At 70.1% G+C, this 26,209-nt stretch carries 23 protein-coding genes; 17 read left to right on the top strand and 6 right to left on the bottom strand.

Going from position 1 to position 26,209, the window contains the following annotated elements; all coding sequences use genetic code 11:
• Window positions 1-26: 26 nt before the first annotated feature.
• Complete coding sequence (locus BMZ82_RS11570; RefSeq protein ID WP_093774513.1) at window positions 27-332, bottom strand: ferredoxin; 306 nt, start codon at window positions 330-332, stop codon at window positions 27-29.
• Between the two features lie 243 nt (window positions 333-575).
• On the opposite strand from BMZ82_RS11570, the gene arc reads away from it, so the two are divergent.
• The 6 genes from arc to prcA all read left to right on the top strand — a co-directional run bounded on the left by arc (window position 576) and on the right by prcA (window position 6,717).
• Window positions 576-2,342, top strand: a complete 1,767-nt coding sequence (gene arc, locus BMZ82_RS11560; RefSeq protein ID WP_093774509.1) for a proteasome ATPase — start codon at window positions 576-578, stop codon at window positions 2,340-2,342.
• A 233-nt stretch (window positions 2,343-2,575) separates the two neighbouring features.
• The gene (gene dop / locus BMZ82_RS11555; RefSeq protein ID WP_371271194.1) at window positions 2,576-4,087 is read left to right on the top strand and encodes a depupylase/deamidase Dop; all 1,512 of its coding nucleotides are present in this window, start codon (window positions 2,576-2,578) and stop codon (window positions 4,085-4,087) included.
• A gap of 188 nt (window positions 4,088-4,275) precedes the next feature.
• On the top strand, window positions 4,276-4,494 hold the full coding sequence (locus tag BMZ82_RS11550) for a ubiquitin-like protein Pup (protein WP_093774505.1): 219 nt from the start codon (window positions 4,276-4,278) through the stop codon (window positions 4,492-4,494).
• Window positions 4,495-4,526: 32 nt separating this feature from the next.
• A complete protein-coding gene (locus BMZ82_RS11545) occupies window positions 4,527-5,120 on the top strand; it encodes an endonuclease VII domain-containing protein (RefSeq protein ID WP_093774503.1) in 594 nt (197 codons plus the stop codon).
• Complete coding sequence (gene prcB / locus BMZ82_RS11540) at window positions 5,072-5,917, top strand: proteasome subunit beta (protein WP_093774501.1); 846 nt, start codon at window positions 5,072-5,074, stop codon at window positions 5,915-5,917. Before BMZ82_RS11545 ends, prcB begins: the two co-directional genes overlap by 49 nt.
• A gap of 62 nt (window positions 5,918-5,979) precedes the next feature.
• A complete protein-coding gene (prcA, locus tag BMZ82_RS11535) occupies window positions 5,980-6,717 on the top strand; it encodes a proteasome subunit alpha (RefSeq protein ID WP_093774499.1) in 738 nt (245 codons plus the stop codon).
• A gap of 79 nt (window positions 6,718-6,796) precedes the next feature.
• On the opposite strand, the gene BMZ82_RS11530 is transcribed toward prcA, so the two are convergent.
• Entirely contained in the window at window positions 6,797-7,813 is a 1,017-nt protein-coding gene (locus BMZ82_RS11530; RefSeq protein WP_093774497.1) for a LacI family DNA-binding transcriptional regulator, read from the bottom strand.
• A gap of 119 nt (window positions 7,814-7,932) precedes the next feature.
• Between BMZ82_RS11530 and BMZ82_RS11525 the strand changes: the two genes are divergently transcribed.
• The 11 genes from BMZ82_RS11525 to BMZ82_RS11475 all read left to right on the top strand — a co-directional run bounded on the left by BMZ82_RS11525 (window position 7,933) and on the right by BMZ82_RS11475 (window position 19,364).
• Entirely contained in the window at window positions 7,933-9,192 is a 1,260-nt protein-coding gene (locus BMZ82_RS11525) for an MFS transporter (RefSeq protein ID WP_093774495.1), read from the top strand.
• Window positions 9,193-9,201: 9 nt separating this feature from the next.
• The gene (pafA, locus tag BMZ82_RS11520) at window positions 9,202-10,563 is read left to right on the top strand and encodes a Pup--protein ligase (protein ID WP_093774493.1); all 1,362 of its coding nucleotides are present in this window, start codon (window positions 9,202-9,204) and stop codon (window positions 10,561-10,563) included.
• 125 nt (window positions 10,564-10,688) lie between these two features.
• Complete coding sequence (locus BMZ82_RS11515) at window positions 10,689-11,693, top strand: FKBP-type peptidyl-prolyl cis-trans isomerase (protein WP_093774491.1); 1,005 nt, start codon at window positions 10,689-10,691, stop codon at window positions 11,691-11,693.
• Window positions 11,694-11,764: 71 nt separating this feature from the next.
• Window positions 11,765-12,136 (top strand): FKBP-type peptidyl-prolyl cis-trans isomerase, encoded by a 372-nt coding sequence (locus BMZ82_RS11510; RefSeq protein WP_093774489.1) that lies wholly within the window; start codon window positions 11,765-11,767, stop codon window positions 12,134-12,136.
• A 129-nt stretch (window positions 12,137-12,265) separates the two neighbouring features.
• Window positions 12,266-13,243, top strand: coding sequence for a helix-turn-helix transcriptional regulator (locus tag BMZ82_RS11505; RefSeq protein WP_093774487.1), 978 nt, complete (start codon window positions 12,266-12,268; stop codon window positions 13,241-13,243).
• 18 nt (window positions 13,244-13,261) lie between these two features.
• Window positions 13,262-14,332, top strand: a complete 1,071-nt coding sequence (locus tag BMZ82_RS11500) for a helix-turn-helix transcriptional regulator (RefSeq protein WP_093774485.1) — start codon at window positions 13,262-13,264, stop codon at window positions 14,330-14,332.
• Entirely contained in the window at window positions 14,329-14,619 is a 291-nt protein-coding gene (locus BMZ82_RS11495; protein ID WP_093774483.1) for a CpXC domain-containing protein, read from the top strand. The genes BMZ82_RS11500 and BMZ82_RS11495 overlap by 4 nt, the downstream gene beginning before the upstream one ends.
• 20 nt (window positions 14,620-14,639) lie before the next feature.
• Window positions 14,640-14,834 (top strand): hypothetical protein, encoded by a 195-nt coding sequence (locus BMZ82_RS11490; protein ID WP_093774481.1) that lies wholly within the window; start codon window positions 14,640-14,642, stop codon window positions 14,832-14,834.
• A gap of 283 nt (window positions 14,835-15,117) precedes the next feature.
• Entirely contained in the window at window positions 15,118-15,405 is a 288-nt protein-coding gene (gene tatA, locus BMZ82_RS11485; protein ID WP_093774479.1) for a Sec-independent protein translocase subunit TatA, read from the top strand.
• Between the two features lie 92 nt (window positions 15,406-15,497).
• A complete protein-coding gene (gene tatC / locus BMZ82_RS11480; protein ID WP_093774477.1) occupies window positions 15,498-16,376 on the top strand; it encodes a twin-arginine translocase subunit TatC in 879 nt (292 codons plus the stop codon).
• Window positions 16,377-16,502: 126 nt separating this feature from the next.
• Entirely contained in the window at window positions 16,503-19,364 is a 2,862-nt protein-coding gene (locus BMZ82_RS11475; RefSeq protein WP_093774475.1) for a DEAD/DEAH box helicase, read from the top strand.
• A gap of 99 nt (window positions 19,365-19,463) precedes the next feature.
• On the opposite strand, the gene atzF is transcribed toward BMZ82_RS11475, so the two are convergent.
• From atzF to BMZ82_RS11455, 4 genes are read right to left on the bottom strand one after another with little or no spacing between them, the layout of a single operon-like run.
• Window positions 19,464-21,119, bottom strand: a complete 1,656-nt coding sequence (atzF, locus tag BMZ82_RS11470) for an allophanate hydrolase (protein WP_093774473.1) — start codon at window positions 21,117-21,119, stop codon at window positions 19,464-19,466.
• A gap of 20 nt (window positions 21,120-21,139) precedes the next feature.
• Window positions 21,140-24,676: a 5-oxoprolinase/urea amidolyase family protein gene (locus BMZ82_RS11465; protein ID WP_093774471.1), complete on the bottom strand. Its 3,537-nt coding sequence runs from the start codon at window positions 24,674-24,676 to the stop codon at window positions 21,140-21,142.
• On the bottom strand, window positions 24,673-25,290 hold the full coding sequence (locus tag BMZ82_RS11460) for an urea amidolyase associated protein UAAP2 (protein WP_093774469.1): 618 nt from the start codon (window positions 25,288-25,290) through the stop codon (window positions 24,673-24,675). The genes BMZ82_RS11465 and BMZ82_RS11460 overlap by 4 nt, the downstream gene beginning before the upstream one ends.
• Entirely contained in the window at window positions 25,287-26,111 is an 825-nt protein-coding gene (locus BMZ82_RS11455; RefSeq protein WP_093774467.1) for an urea amidolyase associated protein UAAP1, read from the bottom strand. The genes BMZ82_RS11460 and BMZ82_RS11455 overlap by 4 nt, the downstream gene beginning before the upstream one ends.
• Window positions 26,112-26,209: the final 98 nt, after the last annotated feature.

Here is a 26,209-nt window from a genome sequence, read left to right as displayed (position 1 = left end):
AGCCGTCACAGCCCGCACCCGGGAACTCACTCCGCGTCCGGACCGTAGACCTCGACGCTGTCCGAAACCCGCCGCACATGAATGCAGTCACCCGGACACTCCCGCGCCGAGTCCACCACGTCCGTCAACAGCGGCAACGGCACCGGAGCCGTGGCCCCCTTGGCCTGCAACAGCTCGTCGTCCGCGCTTTTGACATACGCCAGACCGTCGATGTCCAGCTCGAACACCTCCGGCGCGTACTGCACACAGATCCCGTCACCGGTACAGAGATCCTGGTCGATCCAGACCTCCAGCGCCTCGCCGCCGACCCCGGCTTCCTGCTGCACGCCCATGACTCCTGCCGTTTACTGTCGAGCCGCAAGGGAACGATGCAGGCTCTGACGGGTGTTGAACACTTCGACCCTACCCTCGGCCGCTTCCCGAGCGTGTTCCGTGGGTATCCCCCTGGCGTGAGGGAGAGCGCAAGGGTGAAGATCGGACACACCCCGACAGTCTTTGTGATCTAGGGGTTTCAATCGACACCCACCCAGGTAGGGTCTGGAAGCGTCCAGCTCCCCTTGGAGGAGGTGAGGACCGTGGCAGCCCACGACGACGACATGAACCGCGGCATCCGCCCGGGACGAGGGTCCGACGACCCGTCCGGGCAGATTGCCTACCTTGAGCAGGAGATCGCCGTCCTGCGACGTAAGCTCGCCGACTCTCCGCGACACACGAGGATTCTCGAAGAGCGGATCGTCGAGCTGCAGACCAACCTGGCCGGCGTGTCCGCCCAGAACGAGCGACTCGCCAACACACTCCGTGAGGCCCGCGACCAGATCGTGGCCCTCAAGGAGGAAGTCGACCGGCTCGCCCAGCCGCCGGCCGGCTTCGGAGTCTTCCTCACGGCGAACGAGGACGGCACCGCCGACATCTTCACCGGAGGCCGCAAACTCCGCGTGAACGTCAGCCCCGGCGTCGAGCTCGACGAGCTCCGACGCGGCCAGGAAGTAATGCTCAACGAAGCCCTCAACGTGGTCGAGGCCATGGAGTACGAGAGCGTCGGCGACATCGTCACCCTCAAGGAGATCCTCGAGGACGGCGTACGCGCCCTGGTGCAGGGGCACACCGACGAGGAAAGGGTGGTCCGGCTCGCCGAACCACTCCTCGACGTCGTCATCCGCCCCGGCGACGCCCTCCTGCTCGAACCCCGCTCCGGCTACGTCTACGAGGTCGTCCCCAAGAGCGAGGTCGAGGAACTCGTCCTCGAAGAGGTCCCCGACATCGGCTACGAGCAGATCGGCGGTCTCGGCGGCCAGATCGAGATGATCCGCGACGCCGTCGAGCTCCCCTACCTCTACCCCGACCTCTTCAAGGAGCATGAGCTGCGCCCCCCCAAGGGCGTCCTGCTCTACGGGCCCCCCGGATGCGGCAAGACGCTCATCGCCAAGGCCGTCGCCAACTCGCTGGCCAAAAAGGTCGCCGAGGTCACCGGCCAGGCCACCGGCAAGAGCTTCTTCCTCAACATCAAGGGCCCCGAGCTCCTCAACAAGTACGTCGGCGAGACCGAGCGGCAGATCCGCCTGGTCTTCCAGCGCGCCAGGGAGAAGGCCTCCGAGGGCACCCCCGTCATCGTCTTCTTCGACGAGATGGAATCCCTCTTCCGCACCCGCGGCTCCGGCGTCAGCTCCGACGTCGAGAACACCATCGTCCCGCAGCTCCTCGCCGAGATCGACGGCGTCGAAGGCCTGCAGAACGTGGTCGTCATCGGCGCCTCCAACCGCGAGGACATGATCGACCCCGCCATCCTGCGCCCCGGCCGCCTCGACGTGAAGATCAAGATCGAGCGCCCGGACGCCGAAGCGGCCAAGGACATCTTCCAGAAGTACCTCACCGAACGCCTCCCCCTGCACTCCGAGGACGTGGGCGAACACGGCGGCGACCGGACCATCACCGTCCAGAGCATGATCCAGACGGCAGTGGAACACATGTACGCCGAATCCGAGGAAAACCGCTTCCTGGAAGTCACCTACGCCAATGGCGACAAGGAAGTCCTCTACTTCAAGGACTTCAACTCCGGCGCAATGATCGAAAACATCGTCGGCCGCGCCAAGAAAATGGCGATCAAGGACTTCCTCGACAAGAACCAGAAGGGCCTGCGCGTCTCCCACCTCCTCCAGGCATGCGTGGACGAGTTCAAGGAGAACGAGGACCTTCCCAACACCACCAACCCCGACGACTGGGCCCGGATCTCCGGAAAGAAGGGCGAACGGATCGTCTACATCCGTACGCTCATCACCGGAAAGCAGGGCGCCGACACCGGACGCTCCATCGACACGGTGGCGAACACCGGACAGTACCTGTAAAAACAGGGCGGCTGCGGGTGCCCACCACGGGTACCCGCAGCCGACTGTTTTTCAGGCCACGGCTGGAGCAAGGCAATGACGCAAATGATCTCCCCACCAGCGCAGAGGCGTTCTAGGCTCTTCCGTACCGCCGGGTCGCGCAGTGCGGGGACGGGCACCGCGCACGCACCGGAGCACCACCGGTATCTGAGCGGCGCCCACGACCGAGGGTGCCGCCGGGCAAGGAGGGCCGCATGACCGTACGGCGAGTAATGGGCATCGAGACGGAGTACGGCATCTCCGTCCCCGGCCACCCCAACGCCAATGCCATGCTCACCTCGTCCCAGATCGTCAACGCCTACGCGGCGGCGATGCACCGGGCCCGCCGGGCCCGCTGGGACTTCGAGGAGGAGAACCCGCTGCGGGACGCGCGAGGCTTCGACCTCGCCCGCGAGGCCGCCGACTCCAGCCAGCTCACCGACGAGGACATCGGCCTCGCCAACGTCATCCTCACCAACGGCGCCCGCCTCTACGTCGACCACGCACACCCCGAATACAGCTCCCCCGAGGTCACCAACCCCCGGGACGCCGTCCTCTGGGACAAGGCCGGCGAACGGATCATGGCCGAGGCGGCGGAACGGGCCGCCCAGTTGCCCGGCGCCCAGCCCATCCACCTCTACAAGAACAACACCGACAACAAGGGCGCCTCCTACGGCACCCACGAGAACTACCTGATGAAGCGGGAAACCGCCTTCTCCGACATCGTGCGCCACCTGACCCCGTTCTTCGTCTCGCGCCAGGTCGTCACCGGCGCCGGCCGCGTCGGCATCGGCCAGGACGGCCACGAACACGGCTTCCAGCTCAGCCAGCGCGCCGACTACTTCGAGGTCGAGGTCGGCCTCGAGACGACCCTCAAGCGCCCGATCATCAACACCCGCGACGAGCCGCACTCGGACGCCGAGAAATACCGCCGCCTCCATGTGATCATCGGCGACGCGAACCTCTCCGAGATCTCGACGTACCTCAAGCTCGGCACGACGGCGCTGGTCCTCTCCATGATCGAGGACGGCTTCATCGCCGTGGACCTGGCCGTCGACCAGCCCGTCCGCACCCTCCACCAGGTCTCCCACGACCCGAGCCTCAAGCGCCTGGTCACCCTCCGCAGCGGCCGCACACTCACCGCGGTCCAACTCCAGATGGAGTACTTCGAGCTCTCCCGCAAGTACGTGGAGGAGCGGTACGGGGCGGACGCCGACGACCAGACCAAGGACGTCCTCACCCGTTGGGAGGACACCCTGAACCGCCTGGAGAACGACCCCATGAGCCTCGCCGGTGAACTGGACTGGGTCGCCAAACGGGAACTCATGGAGGGCTACCGGCGCCGTGACGGCCTCGACTGGGACGCCGCCCGCCTCCACCTCGTCGACCTCCAGTACGCCGACGTACGGGCCGAGAAGGGCCTCTACAACCGTCTCGCGGCCCGCGGCCGCATGAAGCGCCTCCTGGACGAGACCGAGGTCGAGCGGGCGATCACGAAGCCCCCGGAGGACACGCGCGCGTACTTCCGCGGCCGCTGCCTGGAGCAGTACGCCGACGACGTCGCCGCCGCCTCCTGGGACTCGGTGATCTTCGACCTGCCGGGCCGCGATTCACTCCAGCGCGTCCCAACCCTCGAACCGCTTCGCGGAACGCGAAATCATGTCAAGGAGCTCCTGGACCGCTGCCGCACGGCAGAAGACCTGGTCAGGGTCCTCTCGGGCGGCTGAGCGGCCACCCGGACCGAACCTGCCGGACGGGGTGGAAACCCCCTCGTCCGGGAATCATCGAGGTGGCGCCCGTACGTTGTGACAACTGCGGGGCCGATATCGGACCCGGCTTGTAGGGTCTGATCATCACCGATCGGCAGGAATGCCGACCTGTCGACCATGTCGGGCGAAAGAGCGGGGTGAGGGTTATGGCGACCAAGGACACCGGCGGCGGCCAGCAGAAGGCGACGCGCTCCACGGAGGAGACCGAAGAGCAGGCCCCCGAGGCGCAGACCTCGGAAGACCTCAAGGAACGCCAGGAAAAGCTGAGCGACGACGTGGACTCGGTTCTTGACGAGATTGACGATGTACTCGAGGAAAATGCCGAGGACTTCGTTCGAAGTTTCGTTCAGAAAGGCGGCCAGTAGCCTTCGTATCGAGGGTTTCGAGGTCTCTGGAGTTGGCAAACGAAGAGAGTGTGAAGCGTTGCTCGCGGTGCAAGGAGTCCAAGCCGCGAGCAGCCTTCGCCGGTAACAAGGCAGCCCGGGACGGGTTGCAGGCCTACTGCCGGGAGTGCTGGGCGGCCTATCACCAGGCCCGGCAACTGGCGAAGGGCAAGAACGTGCGGCCGCGCGTGGAGACGCCCGAGGGCCACAAGTTCTGCCGTAGCTGTGCGGAGATCAAGCCGCATGGTGAGTGGCACCGCAACGCCACGGCGTCCGACGGCCTTGCGACCTGTTGCAAGGCATGCAAGGCCGTCAAGGGGCGGCGGGGGCATCTCAAGCGCCAGTACGGCATGACCGAAGCCGAGCGTGATGCCATGGTCGCCTCTCAAAAGGGGCTCTGCGTGATTTGCCTGAAAGCCCCGGCCGTCCATGTGGATCACTGCCACAAGACGGGTAGGGTCCGTGGCGTACTGTGCTTCAACTGCAATTCGGCCATCGGCAAGTTGGGAGACGATCCCGATGTCGGTCGTCGGGCTGTTGCCTACCTGGAGGGAACGACGTGGAAGCCAACACTCGTAGCACCGGGCGTCTACCGGCTGCCTTCCTGACGCCCGGGTCCTCGTCCTTCATGGACTTTCTCTCCGATCATCAGCCGGAGATGCTGCCCGGCAAGCGGCAGTTGCCTCCCACGCAGGGTGTGATCGAGGCGCCGCACGGGACGACGATCGTGGCCGTCACGTTCCCCGGTGGCGTCGTGCTCGCCGGTGACCGTCGCGCCACCATGGGCAACGTCATCGCGCAGCGGGACATCGAGAAGGTCTTCCCGGCGGACGAGTACTCGGCCGTCGGCATCGCCGGCACCGCCGGTCTGGCCGTCGAGATGGTCAAGCTGTTCCAGTTGGAGCTGGAGCACTTCGAGAAGGTCGAAGGCGCGCAGCTCTCGCTGGAGGGCAAGGCGAACCGGCTGTCGACCATGATCCGTTCCAACCTGGGCATGGCCATGCAGGGCCTGGCCGTGGTTCCGCTGTTCGCGGGGTTCGACGTGGACCGGGACCGAGGCCGGATCTTCTCGTACGACGTCACGGGCGGTCGCTCCGAGGAGCATCACTTCGCCGCCACCGGCTCCGGTTCGATCTTCGCGCGCGGGGCGATGAAGAAGCTCTTCCGTAACGACCTGACGGAGGACGAGGCCACGACGCTCGTGGTCCAGGCCCTCTACGACGCGGCTGACGACGACTCGGCGACCGGTGGTCCCGATGTCGCCCGCCGGATCTACCCGATCGTCACCGTGATCACCGAGGACGGCTTCCGTCGGCTGACCGACGAGGAGTCGTCGGAGATCGCCCGCTCGATCCTGGCGCGTCGCCTGGAGCAGCCGGACGGCCCGCGCGCCGCTCTGCTGTAGTCGGCGGCCCCGTTCTCATCGCAGGTGATCCAGTGACTTCGACAGAAAGGGACGGATAACCGGTGTCGACGCCGTTCTATGTCTCCCCCCAGCAGGCGATGGCCGACCGTGCCGAGTACGCCCGCAAGGGCATCGCGCGCGGACGCAGTCTCGTCGTGATCCAGTACGCCGACGGCATCGTGTTCGTCGGCGAGAATCCGTCCCGTGCGCTGCACAAGTTCAGCGAGATCTACGACCGGATCGGTTTCGCGGCCGCCGGCAAGTACAACGAGTACGAGAACCTGCGGATCGGTGGCGTCCGGTACGCCGATCTTCGTGGGTACACCTACGACCGTGACGACGTGACCGCTCGTGGTCTGGCGAACGTGTACGCGCAGACGCTGGGCACGATCTTCTCCTCGGCCGGTGAGAAGCCGTACGAGGTGGAGCTGGTCGTGGCGGAGGTCGGTGAGACGCCGGACGGCGATCAGATCTACCGGCTGCCGCACGACGGGTCGATCGTGGACGAGCACGGTTCGGTGGCGGTCGGTGGCAACGCCGAGCAGATCAGCAGTTATCTGGATCAGCGTCACGAGGAGGGCATGAGCCTTGCCGAGGCGCTGAAGCTGGCCGTCCAGGCGCTGTCGCGGGACACCAACGGTACGCAGCGGGAGATTCCGGCGGAGCGGCTGGAGGTGGCGGTGCTGGACCGTACGCGGCCGCAGCAGCGCAAGTTCAAGCGGATCGTCGGTCGTCAGCTCGGTCGGCTGCTGGAGACGGACGGGGCGTCCACGGAGGCGGAGAGCTCCGAGGAGGAGTAGTAGCCCTCACGCCTCGCCTGATCCCTCGTTTCACCCTTTGTGCGCCCCGGTCGACTCCTCGGCCGGGGCGCAAGGCGTGTCAGGAGGCGCTGGGTGGGGCTGTGGAGGCTCGTACGACGAGTTCGACGGGGATGTCCCCGCCGTCCGGCGTGCGGCCCTCCAGGACGGCGAGGAGGGCTTGCATGCCCCGTTCGCCGAAGAGCTCGGCGTCGAGTCGGACGGTCGTCAGCTCGGGGTCGAGGGCGGTGGCGAGGGCGAGGTCGTCGAGGCCGGTGACGGACATGTCGTCGGGGACGCGCAGGCCGAGGCGGCGCAGGGCCTTGTAGACGCCGGCGGCGAGTTTGTCGTCGTCGCAGACGACGGCGGTGGGGCGTGGTCCTGGGGTGCTGAGGGCGGCTTCCGCGGCGGCCAGGGCGCCGGGGATGGAGATCGGGGCGGCGGCGGTGCGCAGTGAGGTCCCCGGTACCGCGCCGATGCGTTCGGTGAGTTCACGCGCGCGTGCTTCGAAGGTCCAGGAGGGCACATCGGCCGCGAGGTGCAGGAAGTGCCGGTGGCCGAGGCCGAGGAGGTGGTCGGTGACCTGGCGTACGCCGTCGGTGATGTCGAGGTTGACGGTGGCCGCGCCGAGGCTTCCGGTGGGGTCGCTGTCGAGCATGACGAGGGGGAGTTGGTCGCCGCGGATGGCGGTGAGGGCGTCGGCGGCCATGGAGGAGGCGAGGACGCCGTCGAGGGCTGCCTGGGCGGAGGCGAAGGGGTCGCGGGCGGGGCCGACGCCTTCGGGGGAGGGGTAGAGGACGACGCCGAAGCCGTGTTCGGCGGCCACGCGTGCCGCGCCGGTGTAGACGCCGGCGAAGAATTCCGTGGTGAGGGCGGGGACGACGAGGAGGACGGTGCGGGTGTGGCCGAGGCGGAGGTTGCGGGCGGCGAGGTTGGGCCGGTAGCCGAGGTCGCGGGCGGCTTTGCGTACGCGGTCGGCGGTGGTCGCGGAGACGCGGCCGCGCCATTTGTCGCCGAGGACGAGGGAGACGGCGGCCTGGGAGACTCCGGCGGCCTGGGCGACGTCGCGGCTCGTGGGGCGCGTGCTACCTCGTGCCACGGTGGGCCTGCTCCTTCGTCTGGACTGGTGAACAGCGCACATGGTACGTATGTTCACGAGACGTTATACGTAAAACTTCGGGGTGGTCCGCCGCCTCGGGCGAGCCGACGGGGGCGACATTGGCCGCGGGATATCTGGAGATCCTCAGGGCGAAGCATGCCGCCCGGCTGCTGACGGGCACGCTCGTCGGCCGGCTGCCCAACGCCACGGCCGCGATCGCGATCGTGCTGTTCGTCCGCGCGGAGGGCGGCACGTACAGCCTCGCGGGGGCGCTGGCGGCGGTGTACGGCGTCGCGAACGCCGTCGGGCAGCCGTTGCTGGGGCGGCTGGTCGATCTGCACGGGCAGCCGCGGGTGCAGTTGCCGGCGGCGCTGGCCTCGGCGCTGGCCATGGCGCTGTTCGCCGTCGTGGGCACGGATCCGCTCGCCCTCGCGTACGCCGCGGTGGCGGCCGCCGGTCTGTTCACCCCGCCCCTGGAGGGCGGGCTGCGGGCCCTGTGGCCGTCTGTGCTGCGCCGTCAGGACCAGATCCACACGGCGTACGCCATGGACGCGGTCGCCCAGGAGGTGATGTTCACGGTCGGCCCGCTGCTGGTGACGCTGTGCACGGCGCTGTGGTCGCCGCAGGTCGCGCTGCTGGCGTTGAACGCCCTGGGGGTGCTGGGGGCGCTCTCGGTGGTCGTGGCGGCCCCTTCGCGCGCGTGGCGCTCCGATCCGCGTGAGGCGCACTGGCTGGGCGCGCTGCGGTCGCCGGGGCTGCTCGCGATGCTGGGGTCGTTCCTGTTCGTCGGCATCGCCCTGGGGTCGATCTCGGTGGCCTCGCTGGCGTACGCGGACGACCACGGCGGCGCCGCGGTGTACGGCTGGCTGATGGCGGCTGTGGGGCTCGGCGCGCTGGTCGGCGGTGTGGTGTACGGGGCGCGGCGCTGGGCGGGGACGCCGGAGCGGCGACTGCGGGTCCTGGTGGCGTTGCTGGCGGTGTGTTACCTGCCGTTGCTGCTGATGCCGGGTGCGGTGGCCATGGTGGGGCTGGCGGCGCTGGCGGGGGTGTTCCTGGCGCCGGCGCTGGCGTGTGCGTTCGTCCTCGTGGACCGGCACGCTCCGCGCGGGACGGTGACGGAGGCGTTCTCGTGGCTGGTGACGATGTTCACGGTGGGGTCGTCGGTGGGAACGGGCCTGGCGGGGCCGGTGGTGGAGGCGGGCGGCGCGCTGTGGGGGTTCGTGGTGCCGGGTGCGGCGGGTGCTGTGGCTTTGTTGGTTTTGCTGGCGACAGGGCGGGTACTTGCGGCTCCCGCTGTAAGCGGGGTGGTTGCGGCTTCATCGGAAAATGATCCAAACCGTGCTGTCGAACCCCGTTTCAGTTCAGGTGATCGGGCGTAATGTTCACTCATGGACCGCCGCATTTTCGGGCTGGAGAACGAGTACGGCGTCACATGTACGTTCAGGGGACAGCGTCGACTGTCTCCCGACGAGGTGGCGCGGTACCTCTTCCGCCGTGTCGTGTCATGGGGCCGAAGCAGCAATGTCTTTCTGCGGAACGGCGCCCGCCTCTATCTCGACGTGGGTTCGCATCCGGAATACGCGACACCGGAATGTGACAACCTGACCGAGTTGGTCACCCACGACAAAGCGGGCGAGCGCATTCTCGAAGGACTCCTGGTGGACGCGGAGCGACGCCTGCACGAGGAAGGAATCGCGGGCGACGTCTACCTCTTCAAGAACAACACGGACTCGGCGGGCAACTCTTATGGTTGCCACGAGAACTACCTGGTGGCCCGGCACGGGGAATTCTCCCGGCTCGCGGACATCCTGATCCCGTTCCTGGTGACCCGGCAGCTTCTGTGCGGCGCGGGCAAGGTGCTGCAGACGCCTCGCGGGGCGGTGTACTGCGTCAGCCAGCGGGCCGAGCACATCTGGGAGGGCGTCTCCTCGGCGACGACCCGCTCGCGGCCCATCATCAACACGCGTGACGAGCCGCACGCGGACGCCGAGCGCTACCGCCGGCTCCATGTCATCGTGGGCGACTCGAACATGTCCGAGACGACCATGCTGCTGAAGGTCGGTGCGACCGATCTGGTGCTGCGCATGATCGAGGCGGGCACGGTGATGCGGGATCTGACGCTGGAGAACCCGATCCGGGCGATCCGCGAGGTCAGTCACGACATCACGGGCCGGCGCAAGGTGCGGCTGGCCAGTGGCCGGGAGGCCTCCGCGCTGGAGGTGCAGCGCGAGTACTACGAGAAGGCCGTCGACTTCGTCGAGCGGCGCGGGATCCGTACCGGCGTGGTCGACCAGGTCCTGGAGCTGTGGGGCCGCACGCTGGACTCGATCGAGGCGGAGGACCTCGACGCGATCGGTACCGAGATCGACTGGGTGATGAAGTACAAGCTCATCGAGCGGTACCGGGCCAAGCACAACATGACGATGTCGCATCCGCGGGTGGCGCAGATAGACCTCGCCTACCACGACATCCACCGTCGTCGTGGTCTGTACTACCTGTTGGAGCGGAGGGGCCAGGCGGCTCGGATCTGCAACGACCTGAAGATCTTCGAGGGCAAGTCGGTGCCCCCGCAGACCACCCGGGCGCGGTTGCGCGGTGACTTCATCCGGCGGGCGCAGGAGCAGCGCCGGGACTTCACGGTGGACTGGGTGCACCTGAAGCTCAATGACCAGGCGCAGCGCACCGTGCTGTGCAAGGACCCGTTCCGTTCGGTGGACGACCGGGTGGAGAAGCTGATCGCCGGCATGTGAGGCGACATGTTCCGCATGTGGTGCGGAACGCAACGCGGGCGCCGTACGTTTCCCGTACGGCGCCCGGTCGCGTCGTAGAGTTGCGCGCACTCCATCAGACGACCGACCGATTACGAGGCTTCATCGTGCGCCGACGCTCACTCATTCTTGCCGCCGTACCCGCGGGACTGGTCACTCTTTCCGCCTGTGGTGACGACAAGCCCGACTCGAGCAAGGCGAGCGACAGTGCGTCGCCCTCCGCCCCGGCGCCGTCGGCCACGTCGGCCGCGCCGCCGCCGAAGATCGTCGACGGTCCGTTGCCGGCGGTCACGGCGGGGGTGAAGTTCGGTGAGAAGCCGACGGTCGCCAAGGGCACCGGGACGCCTTCGGACCAGTTGGCGGTGAAGACGCTGATCGTGGGCACCGGGAAGACGGTCGTGGAGAAGGACGTCGTCCAGGCCAACCTTCTGGGCCAGCTCTGGGACAGCGCGAAGGTCCTCGTGGACACCTTCGCGGCCAAGCCGCAGTTCACCCAGCTCGCGCCGGGCGCTTCGATGGACGGCATCCGCTATGCGCTGACGGGTAAGAAGGTCGGCAGCCGGGTGGAGTTCTCCGTGCCGCCGACCTGGGGTTTCGGTGCGGCGGGCAACACGGAGGCGGGTGTCAAGGGCACCGACACGCTGGTGTTCGTGTTCGACATCCAGGAGGCGTTCAGTCCGAAGAGCTCGGCCAAGGGCAAGAACGTCCCGCAGTCCGACGCCGCGCTGCCGAAGGTCGGCACGAACACCGACGGCACTGCGCCCTCGATCGTGGTCCCCAAGTCGGCCGCGCCGACCAAGCTGGTGTCGAACTACGTGATCGAGGGCGACGGCCCGGCGCTGGTGGCGTCCGACTCGGTGCTCGTGCAGTACAAGGGCGTCGTCTGGAACACGGGCAAGGAGTTCGACTCGACGTACACCCGTGGCGCGCCGACGTCGTTCGCGCTGCAGCAGGTCGTCAAGGGCTGGTCGCAGGGGCTGACCGGCAAGAAGGTGGGCAGCCGGGTCGTCATCGTCGTTCCGCCGGCGCTGGGTTACGGGGACAACCCGCCGAGCGGCAGCGGTCTCGAGAAGGACTCCACGATGGTCTTCTCGGTGGACATCCTGTCGTAGGTGTGAGGCCGCCGGAGATGTAAGACTGTCCGTGTTGTTGCCTTTCCGTGAGACATGCAGGAGCCAGTGACGTGAGCATCGAGAAGCCCGAGATCGACTTCCCCGGCGGCGAGCCCCCGGCGGACCTCGAGATCAAGGACATCTGGGAGGGCGACGGCGAGGTCGCGCAGGCGGGTCACACCGTTTCCGTGCACTACGTGGGCGTCGCCTTCAGCACCGGTGAGGAGTTCGACGCGAGCTGGAACCGTGACACGCCGTTCCGCTTCCCGCTCGGCGGCGGCCGGGTCATCAAGGGCTGGGACCAGGGCGTGCAGGGCATGAAGGTCGGCGGCCGTCGCCAGTTGACCATCCCCGCGCACCTCGCCTACGGCAACCAGAGCCCGACCCCGGCGATCAAGCCCGGTGAGACGCTGATCTTCGTGGTGGACCTGCTCGGGGTCTGATCGTCGTAGGACCAGTGGTGATCGGCTGGGGCCCATGCCTGACCGGGTGTGGGCCCTCGGCTTTTGTCCCTGCGCCGCTGGGCGGTACGGTCTCGATCGTAAGCACCATAGGGGAGGCGAAGGGCGTCGATGGCCATTGCCAAGGCCGAGCGGCTGATGAACCTGGCGCTGTGTCTGCTCGGGACGCGCCGGCCGCTCAGCAAGCGTGAGCTGCGCGATTCCATCGAGGCGTATGTCGAGACCTGTCGGCCGGGGAGCGGTGCGGCCGGGTCGGACGACTCCTTCAACCGGATGTTCGAGCGGGACAAGGACGATCTGCGGGAACTGGGCCTGGTCATCGAGACCGTGGAGAGCCTGGACGGCGAGATCGGCTATCTGGCGCGCCGTGACAGCAACCGGCTGCCGCCCATCACCCTGGACGCCGAGGAGGCCGCGGCCCTGGGCCTGGCCGCCAAGGTGTGGCAGCAGGCGCGGCTGGCGGGTGCCGCGAGCGGCGCTCTGCAGAAGCTGCGCGCGGCGGGGCTCCCCGAGGACGTCGACCCGTACGAGCCGCATGGCGCGCTGGAGCCGCGGATCCCCGTGCACGAGGCCGCGTTCGAGCCGTTGATGCTGGCCTGCCGGGACCGCCGGCCCGTGGTGTTCGACTACCGCAAGGCGACCGCCGCGCATCCGGAGCCCCGGCATGTCGAGCCGTGGGCGCTGGAGTGCTGGCGCGGGCACTGGTATCTGGCGGGCTTCGACCGGGACCGGGGCGCCGAGCGGGTGTTCCGGTTGTCGCGGATCACCGGGAAGGTGCGTGCGCGCGGGGCGGGTTTCACCGTGGAGGTGCCCGATGTGGTCACCGTGCGGGAGACCGTGGCGAGTTGGGCGGGGGAGACCGCCGACCGCAGTGCGCTGATCCGGCTGCGGACGGGCTGCGGGTACCCCTTGCGGGCGAAGGCCGGTGCGGTTCGGGAACTCGGGGACGGCTGGGACGAGTTGGAGATTCCGTACGGGCACGGACTGGACGCGTGGCTGGTGGAGTTCGGGCCTGATGTGGTGGTCCTGGACCCCGCCGAACTGCGGGCGGACGTCGTGGACCGGCTGCGGGCCGTGGCGAAGGGCTGAGGGGGAGCGAGCAACACAGTGGCAGGCAAACCGGTCAGGCCGGCGAACGCGATCGACCAGACCCGGCGGATGCTCTCCCTGGTGACGTATCTCAGGGAGCGCCCCGGCGCGCGGATCGAGGACGTGGCGCGCGCGTTCGGGATCACGGAGGACGAGCTGGTCTCGGACCTCGACGTGCTGCCCATGTGCGGCACGAGTTTCCGTGGCGGCGATCTTCTCGACATCGACACCGACGGCGAGCGCATCTGGTGGCACAACCCGGCGGCGCTGGGCGCGGAGGCCGCCGAGCCGCTGCGGCTGGCGGCGGACGAGGCGACGGCGCTGCTGGTGGCGGCGCGGGCGGTGTCCACGCTGCCCGGGCTGCGCGAGGGCGACCGGCAGGCGCTGCTGCGGGCGACGGCGAAGGTGGAGGCCGCGGCAGGCGAGGCGGCGGGCGCGAGCGCGCGGCTGTCGGTGACGTTCGAGTCGGAGGGCGGGGTCTTCGCGGACGTCGACCGGGCGATCTCCGAGCGCCGCCGGCTGTGGATCCGCTACTACTCGCCCGCTCGGGACGAGGTCACCGAGCGCGAGATCGACCCCATCCGGCTGGTCAGCGTCGGGCACACGTACGTGGAGGCCTGGTGCCGCCGCTCGGAGGCCCGGCGCACCTTCCGGCTGGACCGGGTCGCCGAGATCAGGATCCTCGACGAGCCGTCCGCGCCGCCCGAGATCGAGCTGCGGGACCTGTCGGAGGGGCTGGTGCAGCCGGCCGCCGAGGACCCGGAGGTCGTCGTGGAGGTCGGGCCGGGCGGCCGCTGGGTCGCCGAGTACTACCCGCACGACAGCGCCGATGAGCTTCCGGACGGCGGACTGCGTATCACTCTGCGCACCCCCGAACCGGCCTCGCTGCGGCGGCTGGCCCTGCGGCTGGGCCGGGAGGGCCGGATCGTGTCACCGCCGGACCTCGCCGACAGTGCCCGCCGGGCCGCCCGCGAGGCGCTGGCGGCGTACGACGGGATCGAGGCGCAGGCGGCGGTGCGCGGCCTGCCGGCCGATGCGGGCCGGCAGCAGGGTGACAGTCGGGTCGACGGGCGGGAGCAGGGGCTTTGAGCGAGTCGGTGGCGTCCGGCGGGCCGGGTATCTCGGTGGCGTCCGCGTTCGCGGGAATGCGCAGCGTGACCCCGGTGCGGTTCAGAGCCGGCTGCCCCGACTGCCGGGGGGCCTTCGAGCTCACCGCGAGCGCCCTGCGGCTGGCGATCGGCGCCTCCTCCAGCACCACCTTCTACTCCTTCACCTGCCCGGACTGCGGGGCGGCCGTGCGCAAGCCGGCCGGCGAGCGGATCGTCGAACTGCTCACCGGCGGGGGCGTGCGGACCCTGCGCCTGCACACCCCGTAGCGGGGTCTAGGCTCGGCTCCATGTTCTGGCCGATGTTCGCGGTTGCCGTGGGTTTCGCGGGTCTTGTCGTCCTCGCGGTGTTCGTCGTGCGGGTCTTCGTGGAGGCGCAGCGGCTGGGGCGGCAGGTCGCGGAGTCCGCGCGGCGCATCGACCGGGCCGCGCAGGATCTGGAGCGGGCGGCCGTGAGCGCGGCCCGGGCTGTGGACACCCTGTGACCGCTGCTGTGGTGGGGCTCGCCGGGCGCTGTGGTCGTCCTGTGAGTCCTGCGGCGAATGCGTTTTGTGCCACTTCGCCCTCCCGTCCGGGTGGTGGGGGCAGGTACGCTGCTGGTCGCGGCTCGGAGAACGAGGCCCGGACCGCTTACCGGGAGTACGTACAGGGATTGCCTCACGTTTACCCCTGAGCGTTACGATCGCTGTCAGGACGACTGTTCGGACAGACGTCCGATCTGTCGGACGGCAACCCGCCCCCGCAGCCTCGGTGAGAAGGTAAAGACTTATGTTCGGAAGGCTCGGCGCCCCCGAGATCATTCTCATTCTCGTCGTCGTCATCCTGCTGTTCGGCGCCAAGAAGCTTCCCGACATGGCGCGCTCGCTCGGCAAGTCCGCTCGCATCCTCAAGAGCGAGGCCAAGGCGATGAAGGAAGAGGGCAGCAGCACGGCCACCCCGGCCGGCCCGCCCAACAACGACGAGCAGCCCCCGGCACAGCGCACCATCCAGGCCGCCCCCGGCGACGTGACCAGCTCCCGCCCGGTCACCGAGCCGACGGACACGACCAAGCGCTGACTCAGGGCCGGTGACCTCCGGCCCGCCGTACGAGATGGGAACGTGGGTTGCTGAAGTCTGCCCGGAAGCAGGAGAAGGACCCCGAGGGGCGGATGCCCCTCGCGGATCATCTTCGTGAGCTCCGCAACCGGCTCGCGAAGGCCATGCTGGCGGTCACGGTCGTGTCCGTGGTGGTCGCCTTCTACAGCCAGGAACTGATGACGTTCCTGATGGGCCCGGTGCCGAAGTGCACCACGGGACTGGGTGAGTCCACCGGCGGCACCTGCGCCGTCATCGCGTACACCGACCTGCTGTCGCCCTTCACCACCACGGTGAAGGTGTGTTTCATGGCGGGCATCATCATCTCCAGCCCGATCTGGCTGTACCAGTTGTGGGCGTTCATCGCGCCGGGCCTGCACCAGCACGAGCGCAAGTACACCTACTGGTTCGTGTCCGGGGCCGTGCCCCTGTTCCTGGCCGGTGCCACGCTGGCCTACACGGTCCTGCCGATCAGCATGCGCGTGCTGCTCGGGATCACGCCCGAGGGTTCGGCGAACATCCTGCCGATGGACAAGGTCCTGGACTTCATCGTCCGCATGATCCTGATCTTCGGCGCGGCTTTCGAACTGCCCCTCCTCCTGGTCATGCTCAACTTCAGCGGCATGGTGACCGGGCGCAGGATGGCCGGCTGGTGGCGTGGCGTCGTCATGGGCGTCTTCGTCTTCGGCGCCGTGGCGACCCCCACCACCGACCCCTTCGGCATGATCGCCCTCGCGGGGCCCATCATCGTCCTGTACTTCATCGCGGTCGGCATCTCCCTCCTCAACGACCGGCGCCGCCGCCGCGCGAACCCGGACGCCGAGCTGGACGACGACGAGGCGTCGCGGATCGATCTCACACCGGAGGCCGTCGACGAGGTCGAACCCGTGTCGGCGGGCGGCAGCGTCGAGGCAGCACCGTCGCGCGTGAACGGATACGACGACATCACCTGAGCCTGAGCCTTGAGCCTGCGCGGGACCAGGCAGGCGGGCGGGACAGACGTAGGGCCGGACGGGCATCCGTCCGGCCCCTGCTGCTTCTCCGCTGCTTCTCGGCGTGTCGCGTCCTGGATCCGGATAATGATCGTCCTGTTGTCAGTGCGGCCCGGTACGCTCGAAAGCACGATGACAGACGATCTCTCCCCGGCCGAGCGGTACGCGGCAGCCCGTAAGCGCGCTGTCGAGCAGGCCACCGCGCTCGCGTCCTTCCGCGAGATGTACGACTTCGGGCTCGACCCCTTCCAGATCGAGGCCTGCCAGTCCCTCGAGGCGGGCAAGGGCGTCCTGGTGGCCGCCCCCACCGGCTCGGGCAAGACGATCGTGGGCGAGTTCGCCGTCCACCTCGCCCTGCTCCAGGGCAAGAAGTGCTTCTACACGACACCCATCAAGGCGCTGTCGAACCAGAAGTACTCCGACCTGTGCCGCCGCTACGGCAACGACAAGGTGGGCCTGCTCACCGGCGACAACAGCGTCAACTCCGACGCCCCGGTGGTCGTGATGACCACCGAGGTGCTGCGGAACATGCTGTACGCCGGTTCGCAGACCCTCCTCGGCCTGGGCTACGTGGTGATGGACGAGGTGCACTACCTCTCCGACCGTTTCCGGGGCGCCGTATGGGAAGAAGTGATCATCCACCTTCCCGAGTCGGTCACCCTGGTCAGCCTCTCCGCGACGGTGTCCAACGCCGAGGAGTTCGGCGACTGGCTCGACACCGTGCGCGGCGACACCGAGGTGATCGTCTCCGAGCACCGGCCCGTGCCGCTGTTCCAGCACGTGCTCGCCGGGCGGCGGATGTACGACCTGTTCGAGGAGGGCGAGGGCCACCGCAGGGCCGTCAACCCCGACCTCGCCCGGCTGGCCCGCATGGAGGCGAGCAGGCCCTCGTACCAGGACCGCAGGCGTGGCCGCAACATGCGCGAGGCCGACCGCGAGCGGGAGCGCAGACAGCGTTCCCGGGTGTGGACGCCGGGCCGGCCGGAGGTCATCGAGCGGCTCGACGCCGAAGGGCTGCTGCCCGCGATCACCTTCATCTTCAGCCGCGCCGCCTGCGAGGCCGCCGTCCAGCAGTGCCTGCACGCCGGACTGCGCCTGAACGACGAGGACGCGCGCGCCGAAGTCCGCGCCCTCGTCGAGGAGCGCACGGCCGCGATCCCGCACGAGGACCTGCACGTCCTCGGCTACTACGAGTGGCTGGAGGGCCTGGAACGCGGTATCGCCGCCCACCACGCGGGCATGCTGCCGACGTTCAAGGAGGTCGTCGAGGAACTGTTCGTACGCGGCCTCGTCAAGGCCGTCTTCGCCACCGAGACGCTCGCGCTGGGCATCAACATGCCCGCACGGTCCGTGGTACTGGAGAAGCTCGTCAAGTGGAACGGCGAGCAGCACGCCGACATCACCCCCGGCGAATACACCCAGCTCACCGGGCGCGCGGGCCGGCGCGGCATCGATGTCGAGGGGCACGCGGTGGTGCTGTGGCAGCGCGCCATGAACCCCGACCACCTCGCCGGACTGGCCGGCACCCGCACCTATCCGCTGCGCTCCAGCTTCAAGCCGTCGTACAACATGGCCGTCAACCTGGTCGAGCAGTTCGGCCGGCACCGCTCGCGAGAGCTGCTGGAGACGTCGTTCGCGCAGTTCCAGGCCGACCGGTCGGTGGTCGGGATCTCCCGGCAGGTGCAGCGCAACGAGGAGGGGCTCGACGGCTACAGGGCCTCGATGACCTGCCACCTCGGCGACTTCGACGAGTACGCGCAACTGCGCCGCGACCTCAAGGACCGCGAGACCGAACTCGCCAAGCAGGGCGCGGCCCAGCGGCGCGCCGAGGCCGCCGTGGCGCTCGAGAAGCTCAAGCCGGGCGACGTCATCCACGTCCCGACCGGCAAGTACGCGGGGCTGGCGCTCGTCCTCGACCCGGGTCTGCCCGCCGGGCGGGCCAACGGGCATCGCGGCTTCGACCAGCATGACGGGCCGCGTCCGCTGGTCCTCACCGCCGAGCGGCAGGTCAAGCGGCTGGCCTCGATCGACTTCCCGGTCCCGGTCGAGGCGCTGGACCGGATGCGCATCCCCAAGACGTTCAACCCGCGCTCACCGCAGTCCCGCCGCGACCTCGCCTCCGCGCTGCGCACCAAGGCCGGGCACATCCCGCCGGAGCGGGCCCGCAAGCAGCGCGCCCAGGCCGCCGACGACCGGGAGATCGCCCGGCTGCGCACCGCGCTGCGCGCGCACCCCTGCCATGGCTGCACCGACCGCGAGGACCACGCCCGCTGGGCCGAGCGCTACCACCGGCTGCTGCGCGACACGTCGCAACTGGAGCGCCGGATCGAGGGACGCACCAACACCATTGCCCGTACCTTCGACCGGATCGTGGCCCTGCTGACCGAGCTGGACTATCTGCGCGGCAACGAGGTCACCGAGCACGGCAAGCGGCTCGCCCGGCTCTACGGCGAGCTCGACCTGCTGGCCAGCGAATGCCTGCGCGCGGGCGTGTGGGAGGGGCTGGCCCCCGCCGAGCTCGCCGCCTGCGTCTCGGCGCTGGTCTACGAGTCGCGGGTCGCCGACGACGCGATGGCGCCGAAGCTGCCCTCGGGCAAGGCGAAGGCCGCGCTCGGGGAGATGGTGCGGATCTGGGGGCGGCTGGATGCCCTGGAGGAGGATTTCCGGATCAGCCAGACGGAGGGGGTCGGGCAGCGTGAGCCTGATCTCGGGTTCGCCTGGTCCGCGTACATGTGGGCTTCCGGGAAGGGGCTCGACGAGGTGTTGCGGGAGGCGGAGATGCCGGCGGGGGACTTCGTGCGGTGGTGCAAGCAGGTGATCGACGTGTTGGGGCAGATCTCCGCGGCCTCTGCGGGGTCTGCCGGCGAGGGGTCCACCGTGGCCAAGGCTGCTCGTAAGGCGGTTGATCAGTTGCTGCGGGGGGTTGTCGCCTATTCGTCGGTGGGGTGACGCGGGTTCGGGGGCGGGCGGGGGGTTCGTCGTGGCTGGTCGCGCCCACGCGGCGGAGCCGCATATCGATACAGCCCCGCGCCCCTTTTGTGGGTCTCCCTAGTGCTTGTTGAGGTATGAGCGCCAGCCGCCGTGTTGCGTGATGTTCTCGGCGTTCTCCAACGCGCTTGGCTCGCACAGGAAGGCTGGGACGCTGCTTCCGTCCGTCAGTTGCACGCTGCCCAGGGTCATCGGGCGCGGGAGGGACGTCAGGAGGCGGCCCAGGCCCTCTGCCGGGAGGCGCCAGATCTCCACCTCGATTTCTGTGCCGCCGTCTCCCACGTGTACCAGGCCCGGCTTGGGTGGGGTCGTTCGGAGGGCGTGGAGGTGGTAGGCGGGGGCTGTTGTCGTTGTGCGGTCCAGGACCGCGCCCAGGGCCAGGAGTTGGGGGTTCAGGGGCTGGTCGGACAAGTGCGCGCCCACCACTGCCAGTTGGGTGTGCGGGTGGAGCAGTTCCGCGATTCGGGCCAGGCGTTCGTCCGTGAAGGCCGGGCCGATCAGCATCACGCCGAAGGGGAGTCCGCCCGCCTGGCCGGCCGGGACGGCGACCGCCGCCAGGTCGAAGAGGTTGGTGGAGTTGGTGAAACGGCCCAGGCGGGCGTTGGCGCCCAGGGGGTCGGCGGCGACCTCGGCGAGGGTGGGGTGGCCGGGGGTGGTCGGCAGCAACAGGGCGTCCGCGTCGGCGAGTTCGGCCAGGGCGCGGGTGCGCAGGGCCGTCAGGTGCTCGGTGTCCGTGTAGAGCTGGTGGGCCGGGATGTCGCGGGCCCGGGTGATGATGCCGGTGACCGTCGGGTCCAGGCCTTCGCCGCCCTCCGCGAGCAGCTTGTCGACGAAGTGGCCTACGGCGGTGTAGCGCTCGGCGACGAACGCGCCCTGGTAGAGCATCGCGGCGGCCTCGGTGAACGGGGTGAGGTCGAGGGTGCGCACTTCGGCCCCGGCCGCCCTGACCTGCCGTACCGCCGCCTCGTACGCCTCCGCCCAGCCCTCGTCCAGCTCGCCCAGTTGCTCGCGGGGCGGGATCGCGACGCGCCAGGGGCCGGGGGTGCGGGCGGGGAGGGACGGCAGGGCGCGGTCGGGCGGGGACGCCATGTGGGCCAGCGCCTGTTCGGCCTCGGGGAGCGTGCGGGCGAACACCGTGACGCAGTCGATGGAGGCGCAGGCCGGGACGACTCCCTCGGTGGGGACCAGGCCGCGGGTGGGCTTGATGCCGACGATGCCGTTGAAGGCGGCCGGGACCCGGCCGGAACCGGCGGTGTCGGTGCCGAGGGCGAGGTCGACGATGCCGAGGGCGACCGCGACGGCCGAACCGGCGCTCGAACCGCCGCTCACCCGCGCCGGGTCGTGGGCGTTGCGCACCGCGCCGTGCGGGGAGCGGGTGCCCACCAGGCCGGTCGCGAACTGGTCCAGGTTCGTGGTGCCCAGCACCAGCGCGCCGGCCGCCCTGAGGCGGGCCACGGCGGGGGCGTCGGCGGCGGGCTGGTAGGCGTACGCCGGGCAGCCCGCCGTGGTGGGCAGGCCGGCCACGTCGATGTTGCCCTTGGCGGCGAGCAGCCGGCCGGCGAGCGGGAGGTGCTCGCCCCGGGCCAGCCGTTCGTCGAGCGTGCGGGCCTCCGCCTCGACCTCCTCCTGGGGCCGCAGGTCGATCCAGATCTCCGGGCGGGCCGTGGCCTCGATACGGGCGTAGGCGGCGCGGACGCGGGTCAGGGTGCGGGACATTGCTTGTGCTCCTCGGGGTGTCAGCTCGCGGCCGGGGTCAGGACGGGCGGGGCCAGGACGAGCAGGGCCGTCCCCGCTTCGACCTGGTCGCCGGGTCGGGCCAGGATCTGTGCCACCACGCCGTCGACCGGCGCGTGCACCCTGGACTCCATCTTCATCGCCTCCAGGGCGAGCAGCGGCTGTCCCGCCGTCACCTCGTCGCCGGGAGACACGTTCAACTGCCATACGGATGCGGCGAATTCGGCCTCGACCAGGCGGCCGCCGGGCGGGAGCGCCACCTCGGCGGGGGGAGCGGGCGGTGCCGCCGCGGCCTCCGCGCGGGTGAACTCGCCCGCCGCCTCCCACACGTCGCGCTCCGCCGCGAACGCGGTGCGCTGGCCGGACCTGAACTCCGCGATGGAGTCGGCGTGTTCGGCCAGGAACGTCTGGTACTCGGCGAGCGAGAAGGTGCCCTCCTCGATGCGCGGTACGAAGCGGCCCGAGATGATGTCGGCCCGCAGGTCGAGGAGTTCGTCCGGGCCGACCGGGTACCAGCGGATCCGGTCGAAGAAGCGCAGCAGCCAGGGCGAGCCCGCCTCGAACGCGCCGCGCTGCTGCCAGGGCGACCACACCTGGGTCGTCCGGCCCACGAACTGGTAGCCGCCGGGGCCCTCCATGCCGTAGACGCACAGGTACGCGCCGCCGATGCCGACCGAGTTCTCGGCCGTCCAGGTGCGCGCGGGGTTGTACTTGGTCGTCACCAGGCGGTGGCGCGGGTCGAGGGGGGTGGCGACCGGGGCGCCCAGGTAGACGTCGCCGAGGCCCAGGACCAGGTACTCGGCGTCGAAGACGGTGTCGTAGACGTCGGTCACCGACTCCAGGCCGTTGACCCGGCGGATGAACTCGATGTTCCACGGGCACCAGGGCGCGTCGTCGCGGACGCCCGCCATGTAGCGGGCGATGGCCTCGCGGGTGGCCGGGTCGTCCCAGGACAGCGGGAGGTGCACGGTGCGGGAGGGAACGACGAGTTGGTCCGAGGGCGGCAGGGCCGCCGTCATCTCCCGGACGACCGCGAGGAGTTCGGGTTGGGGGAGGCGGCGGGGGTCGGTCTGGATCTGGAGGGAGCGGATGCCCGGGGTGAGGTCGGTGACGCCCGGCAGATCGGCCGCGGCCACCGCCTCCATCAGCGCGTGGACCCGCATGCGCAGCGCCAGGTCCAGTTGCATGGGGCCGAACTCGACCAGCAGGTTGTCGTCGCCGCTGCGCCGGTAGGTGACGTCGCCGTCGCGGGCCAGTACGCCGCCGTCGACGATGTCGGCACGGGGCGCGCCGGACACGTCCACCGGCCGGAAGCGGACCGTGTCGCCGGGGCGCAGTTGGCCGAGTTTCCAGCGTTCGGAGCTGAGCACGGTCGCCGGGCACACGAACCCGCCGAGCGAGGGGCCGTCCGGGCCGAGCAGCACCGGCATGTCGCCGGTGTAGTCGACGGCGCCGACGGAGTAGGGCGTGTCGTGGATGTTGGACGGGTGCAGGCCCGCCTCGCCGCCGTCCGTGCGCGCCCAGCGCGGCTTGGGCCCCACCAGGCGCACGCCGGTGCGGGCCGAGTTGAAGTGGACCTTCCAGTCGGCGGCGTAGAAGTCGCGGATGTCGTCCTCGGTGAAGAACTCCGGGGCCGCGTGCGGGCCTTCGACCGCGCCGATGTGCCAGACGGCGGCGAACTCCGGACGGTCCGCGACCGGTGCGGCGGCGCGCTCGGCGCCTGCGACGGGCGTTTTGCCGTGCAGGACGTCGCCCGTGCGCAGGGCCCGGCCGCCGTGTCCGCCGAAGCGGCCCAGGGCGAAGGTGCTCGCGCTGCCCAGGAACGCGGGGATGTCCAGGCCGCCCGCGAACAACACGTAGGTGCGCAGGCCGTGTTCGCCGGGCGCGCCGATCTCCAGCACGGCCCCGGCCGGCACGGTCACCGGCTCCCACTGCGCCACCGCCGTACCGTCCACGGCGACCTGCGCCGGCGCGCCCGTCACGCACACCGTGGTGGCGTGGGTGAAGCGCAGCGTCGGGCCCTGGAGGGTGCACTCCAGGCCCGGGGTGCCCTCGGGGTTGCCCAGTGCCCGGTTGCCGAGGCGGAAGGAGCGGTCGTCCATCGGGCCGGACGGCGGCACGCCCACCTGCCAGTGGCCGGTGCGCCCTGGCCAGTCCTGCACGGTGGTGAGGGTGCCGCCGGCGACGACCTCGATGCGCGGGGTCGGGTCGGTGACCGTGGCGAGGGTCGCCGTGGAGTGGGCCGCCCGGCGGAAGTCGGGGGCGGTGAGCGCGGCGCGCACCAGCCCCAGGTTCGTCTCGATGCCGTCGACGCGGGTGCGGGCCAGCGCCTCGTCGAGGCGGCGCAGCGCGTGCTCCCGGTCGGGGCCGTAGGCGATCACCTTCGCGAGCATCGGGTCGTAGGACGTGGTGACCTCGGTGCCCGTCTCCACCCAGCCGTCGACGCGTACCCCGGCCGGGAACTCGACCCGGGTCAACAGGCCCGCGCTGGGCCGGTGTTCGCGGCTCGGGTTCTCCGCGTAGAGGCGGGCCTCGACGGCGTGGCCGCGCGGGGCGCCGGGGTCGCGTACGACGTCCCGCTCGCCGCGCGCCAGGCGCAGCATCCAGGCGACCAGATCGACGCCGTAGATCTCCTCGGTGACCGGATGTTCCACCTGGAGACGGGTGTTGACCTCCAGGAAGTAGGCCTCCTCGCGGGCCGCGTCGTAGACGAACTCGACGGTCCCGGCGGAGCGGTAGCCGACGGAGGCGCACAAGTCGCGGGCAGCGGTGGCGAGTTGGTTGCGTACGTGGGCCGGGAGGCCCGGGGCCGGCGCTTCTTCCAGGACCTTCTGGTTGCGGCGCTGGAGGGAGCAGTCGCGGTCGCCGAAGGTGACGACCTTTCCCGTGCCGTCGCCGAAGACCTGCACCTCGACATGGCGGGCGCGTTCGACGAGCCGTTCCAGGAAGACGCCGGCCGAGGAGAAGGAGGCGGCGGCGACGCGTTGGACGCGTTCCCAGGCGTCGGTGAGTTCGGCGGGGGAGTGGCAGGCCGACATGCCGATGCCGCCGCCCCCGCCGGTCGCCTTGAGCATGACGGGATAGCCGATGAGCTGGGCTTTCTCCAGCGCCTCGGGGAGTCCCGACAGCAGACCGGTGCCCGGGGCCAGCGGTACGCCCGCCGCCTGCGCCGCCGCCCGGGCCGTGTGCTTGGCGCCGAACAGCTCCAGTTGCCCGGGGGTCGGTCCGACGAACACGATGCCGGCGTCGGCGCAGCGGCGGGCGAAGGACGCGTCCTCGGAGAGGAAGCCGTAGCCCGGGTGGATCGCGCCCGCGCCGGTGTCCTTGGCCGCCTTCAGGACCAGGTCGGCGTCGAGGTAGGACTCCTTCGCGGGCGCAGGGCCGAGCCGCAGCGCCTCGTCGGCGAGCCGGACGTGGGGCGCCGAGCGGTCGGCGTCGGAGTACACCGCGACCGTGCGCAGGCCGAGTTCGCGGGCGGTGCGGATGATCCGTACGGCTATCTCGCCGCGGTTGGCGATCAGCAGCTTGTCGAAGGTCATGCGCCCGCCCCGGTGACGGTCATCTGCACCGCGGTCGGCTCGAAGCCGTTGCACGGGTTGTTGATCTGGGGGCAGTTGGAGATCAGGACGAGGACGTCCCGGTCTGCGCGGAGGCTGAGCGAGAGGCCCGGCGCGGAGAGGCCGTCGACGATGCCGAGGGTGCCGTCCCGCTCGACCGGCACGTTCATGTACCAGTTGATGTTGGAGACCAGGTCCCGCTTGCCGAGGCCGTACTTCGCGCCCTCCGCCAGGAAGTTGTCCACGCAGGCGTGCTGCGCGTAGGTGTGGTGGCCGTAGCGCAGGGTGTTGGACTCCTTGGAGCAGGCGCCGCCGACGGTGTCGTGGCGGCCCACCGCGTCGGCGGTCACCGTCATCAGCGGGGTGTGCTCGCCGGACATCAGCACACTGCCGGTGGTGAGGAAGATGCCGCCCTGCGCCTGGATCGTGTCCGGCGCGCTGTAGCGCACGGACGTGTCGTGGGCGTCGTACACGAGGAAGTCGACGGCCTGGTTGCCGTGCAGGTCGGTGATGGTCAGCGTGTCGCCTGCGCGGATGACGGCCGACCAGGCGGCGCGGGCCGCGACGACGGTCTTCGACGGGTCGACGGTGTTCATGCGAGCCCCCTCGCGGTGAGGAATTCGGCGGTGTTGAGGAAGGCGCGGCGGCCCTCGGGGGTGGCGTCCCACAGCGGGTCGCCCGGCGTCGTCGGCGCCGCCCGCCAGGCGAGGACCTCCAGCGGGGTGCTGACGTACTCGGGGCGGGGGTCGGCCGGGTGCGGCACGTTGGCGATCAGGACCGTCACGTCCTGCTCGGCGCGCAGGGTGACGCTGCCGCCGGGGCCGGCCGAGCCGGTGAAGTCGAGGGTGCCGTCGTCGTGGACCCGCACGCCCTGGAAGAACGACAGCGAGGGCGGCAGGTCGCGGGGCTCCAGGCCGTTCTTCGCGGCGGCCAGCTTGAACAGCTCGCGGCCGGCCGGGGAGGGGGACTGCGGGGTGCCGTCGCCGTAGCGGCCGGTGTTGCGTACGAGGGTGGAGGTGCCGCACAGGGCGTCGTGCCGGGCGGAGGTGTCGGCGACGAGCGAGGCGAGGACGCGCCCCTGGTCGGACAGGAGCAGCACGCCCTCGCCGAGGTAGGCGTTCCACTGGACCTTGACCGTGTCGGCCACGTTCAGCCGCTCCCAGGGGCGGTCCGCCGCGTACAGGAGCAGGTGGGCGCAGGCGTCGCCGCGCAGGTCGGTCAGGCGCAGCTCGGTGCCGCGCGCGAGGACGCGGTGGGTGTAGTTGCCGCCCGCGACCGTCTCGGCCCACACCAGGTGGCCCGCCTCGCAGGGCGGGGCCGGCCAGTCGGCCGCCGGTACGACGGGCATGGTGTCGGTGCGCGTGCCCTCCTGGGCCCGGGCATGGGCGCGGGCTCCGTAGGTGGTCGCTGTCGCCATCGGGACCTCCGGCTGGGGGGTAATTTCTGTCGCCCGACAGAAATTAGGGGCGGGGCGGGTCGCCGCAATTGCCGCCGTGTTGCCACCTCGTTACCGGC

Source organism: Streptomyces sp. yr375 (assembly GCF_900110755.1).
GTDB lineage: Bacteria > Actinomycetota > Actinomycetes > Streptomycetales > Streptomycetaceae > Streptomyces.
Note: the sequence above shows the minus strand (reverse complement) of the source record. Positions and strands in the feature narration are given on the sequence as shown.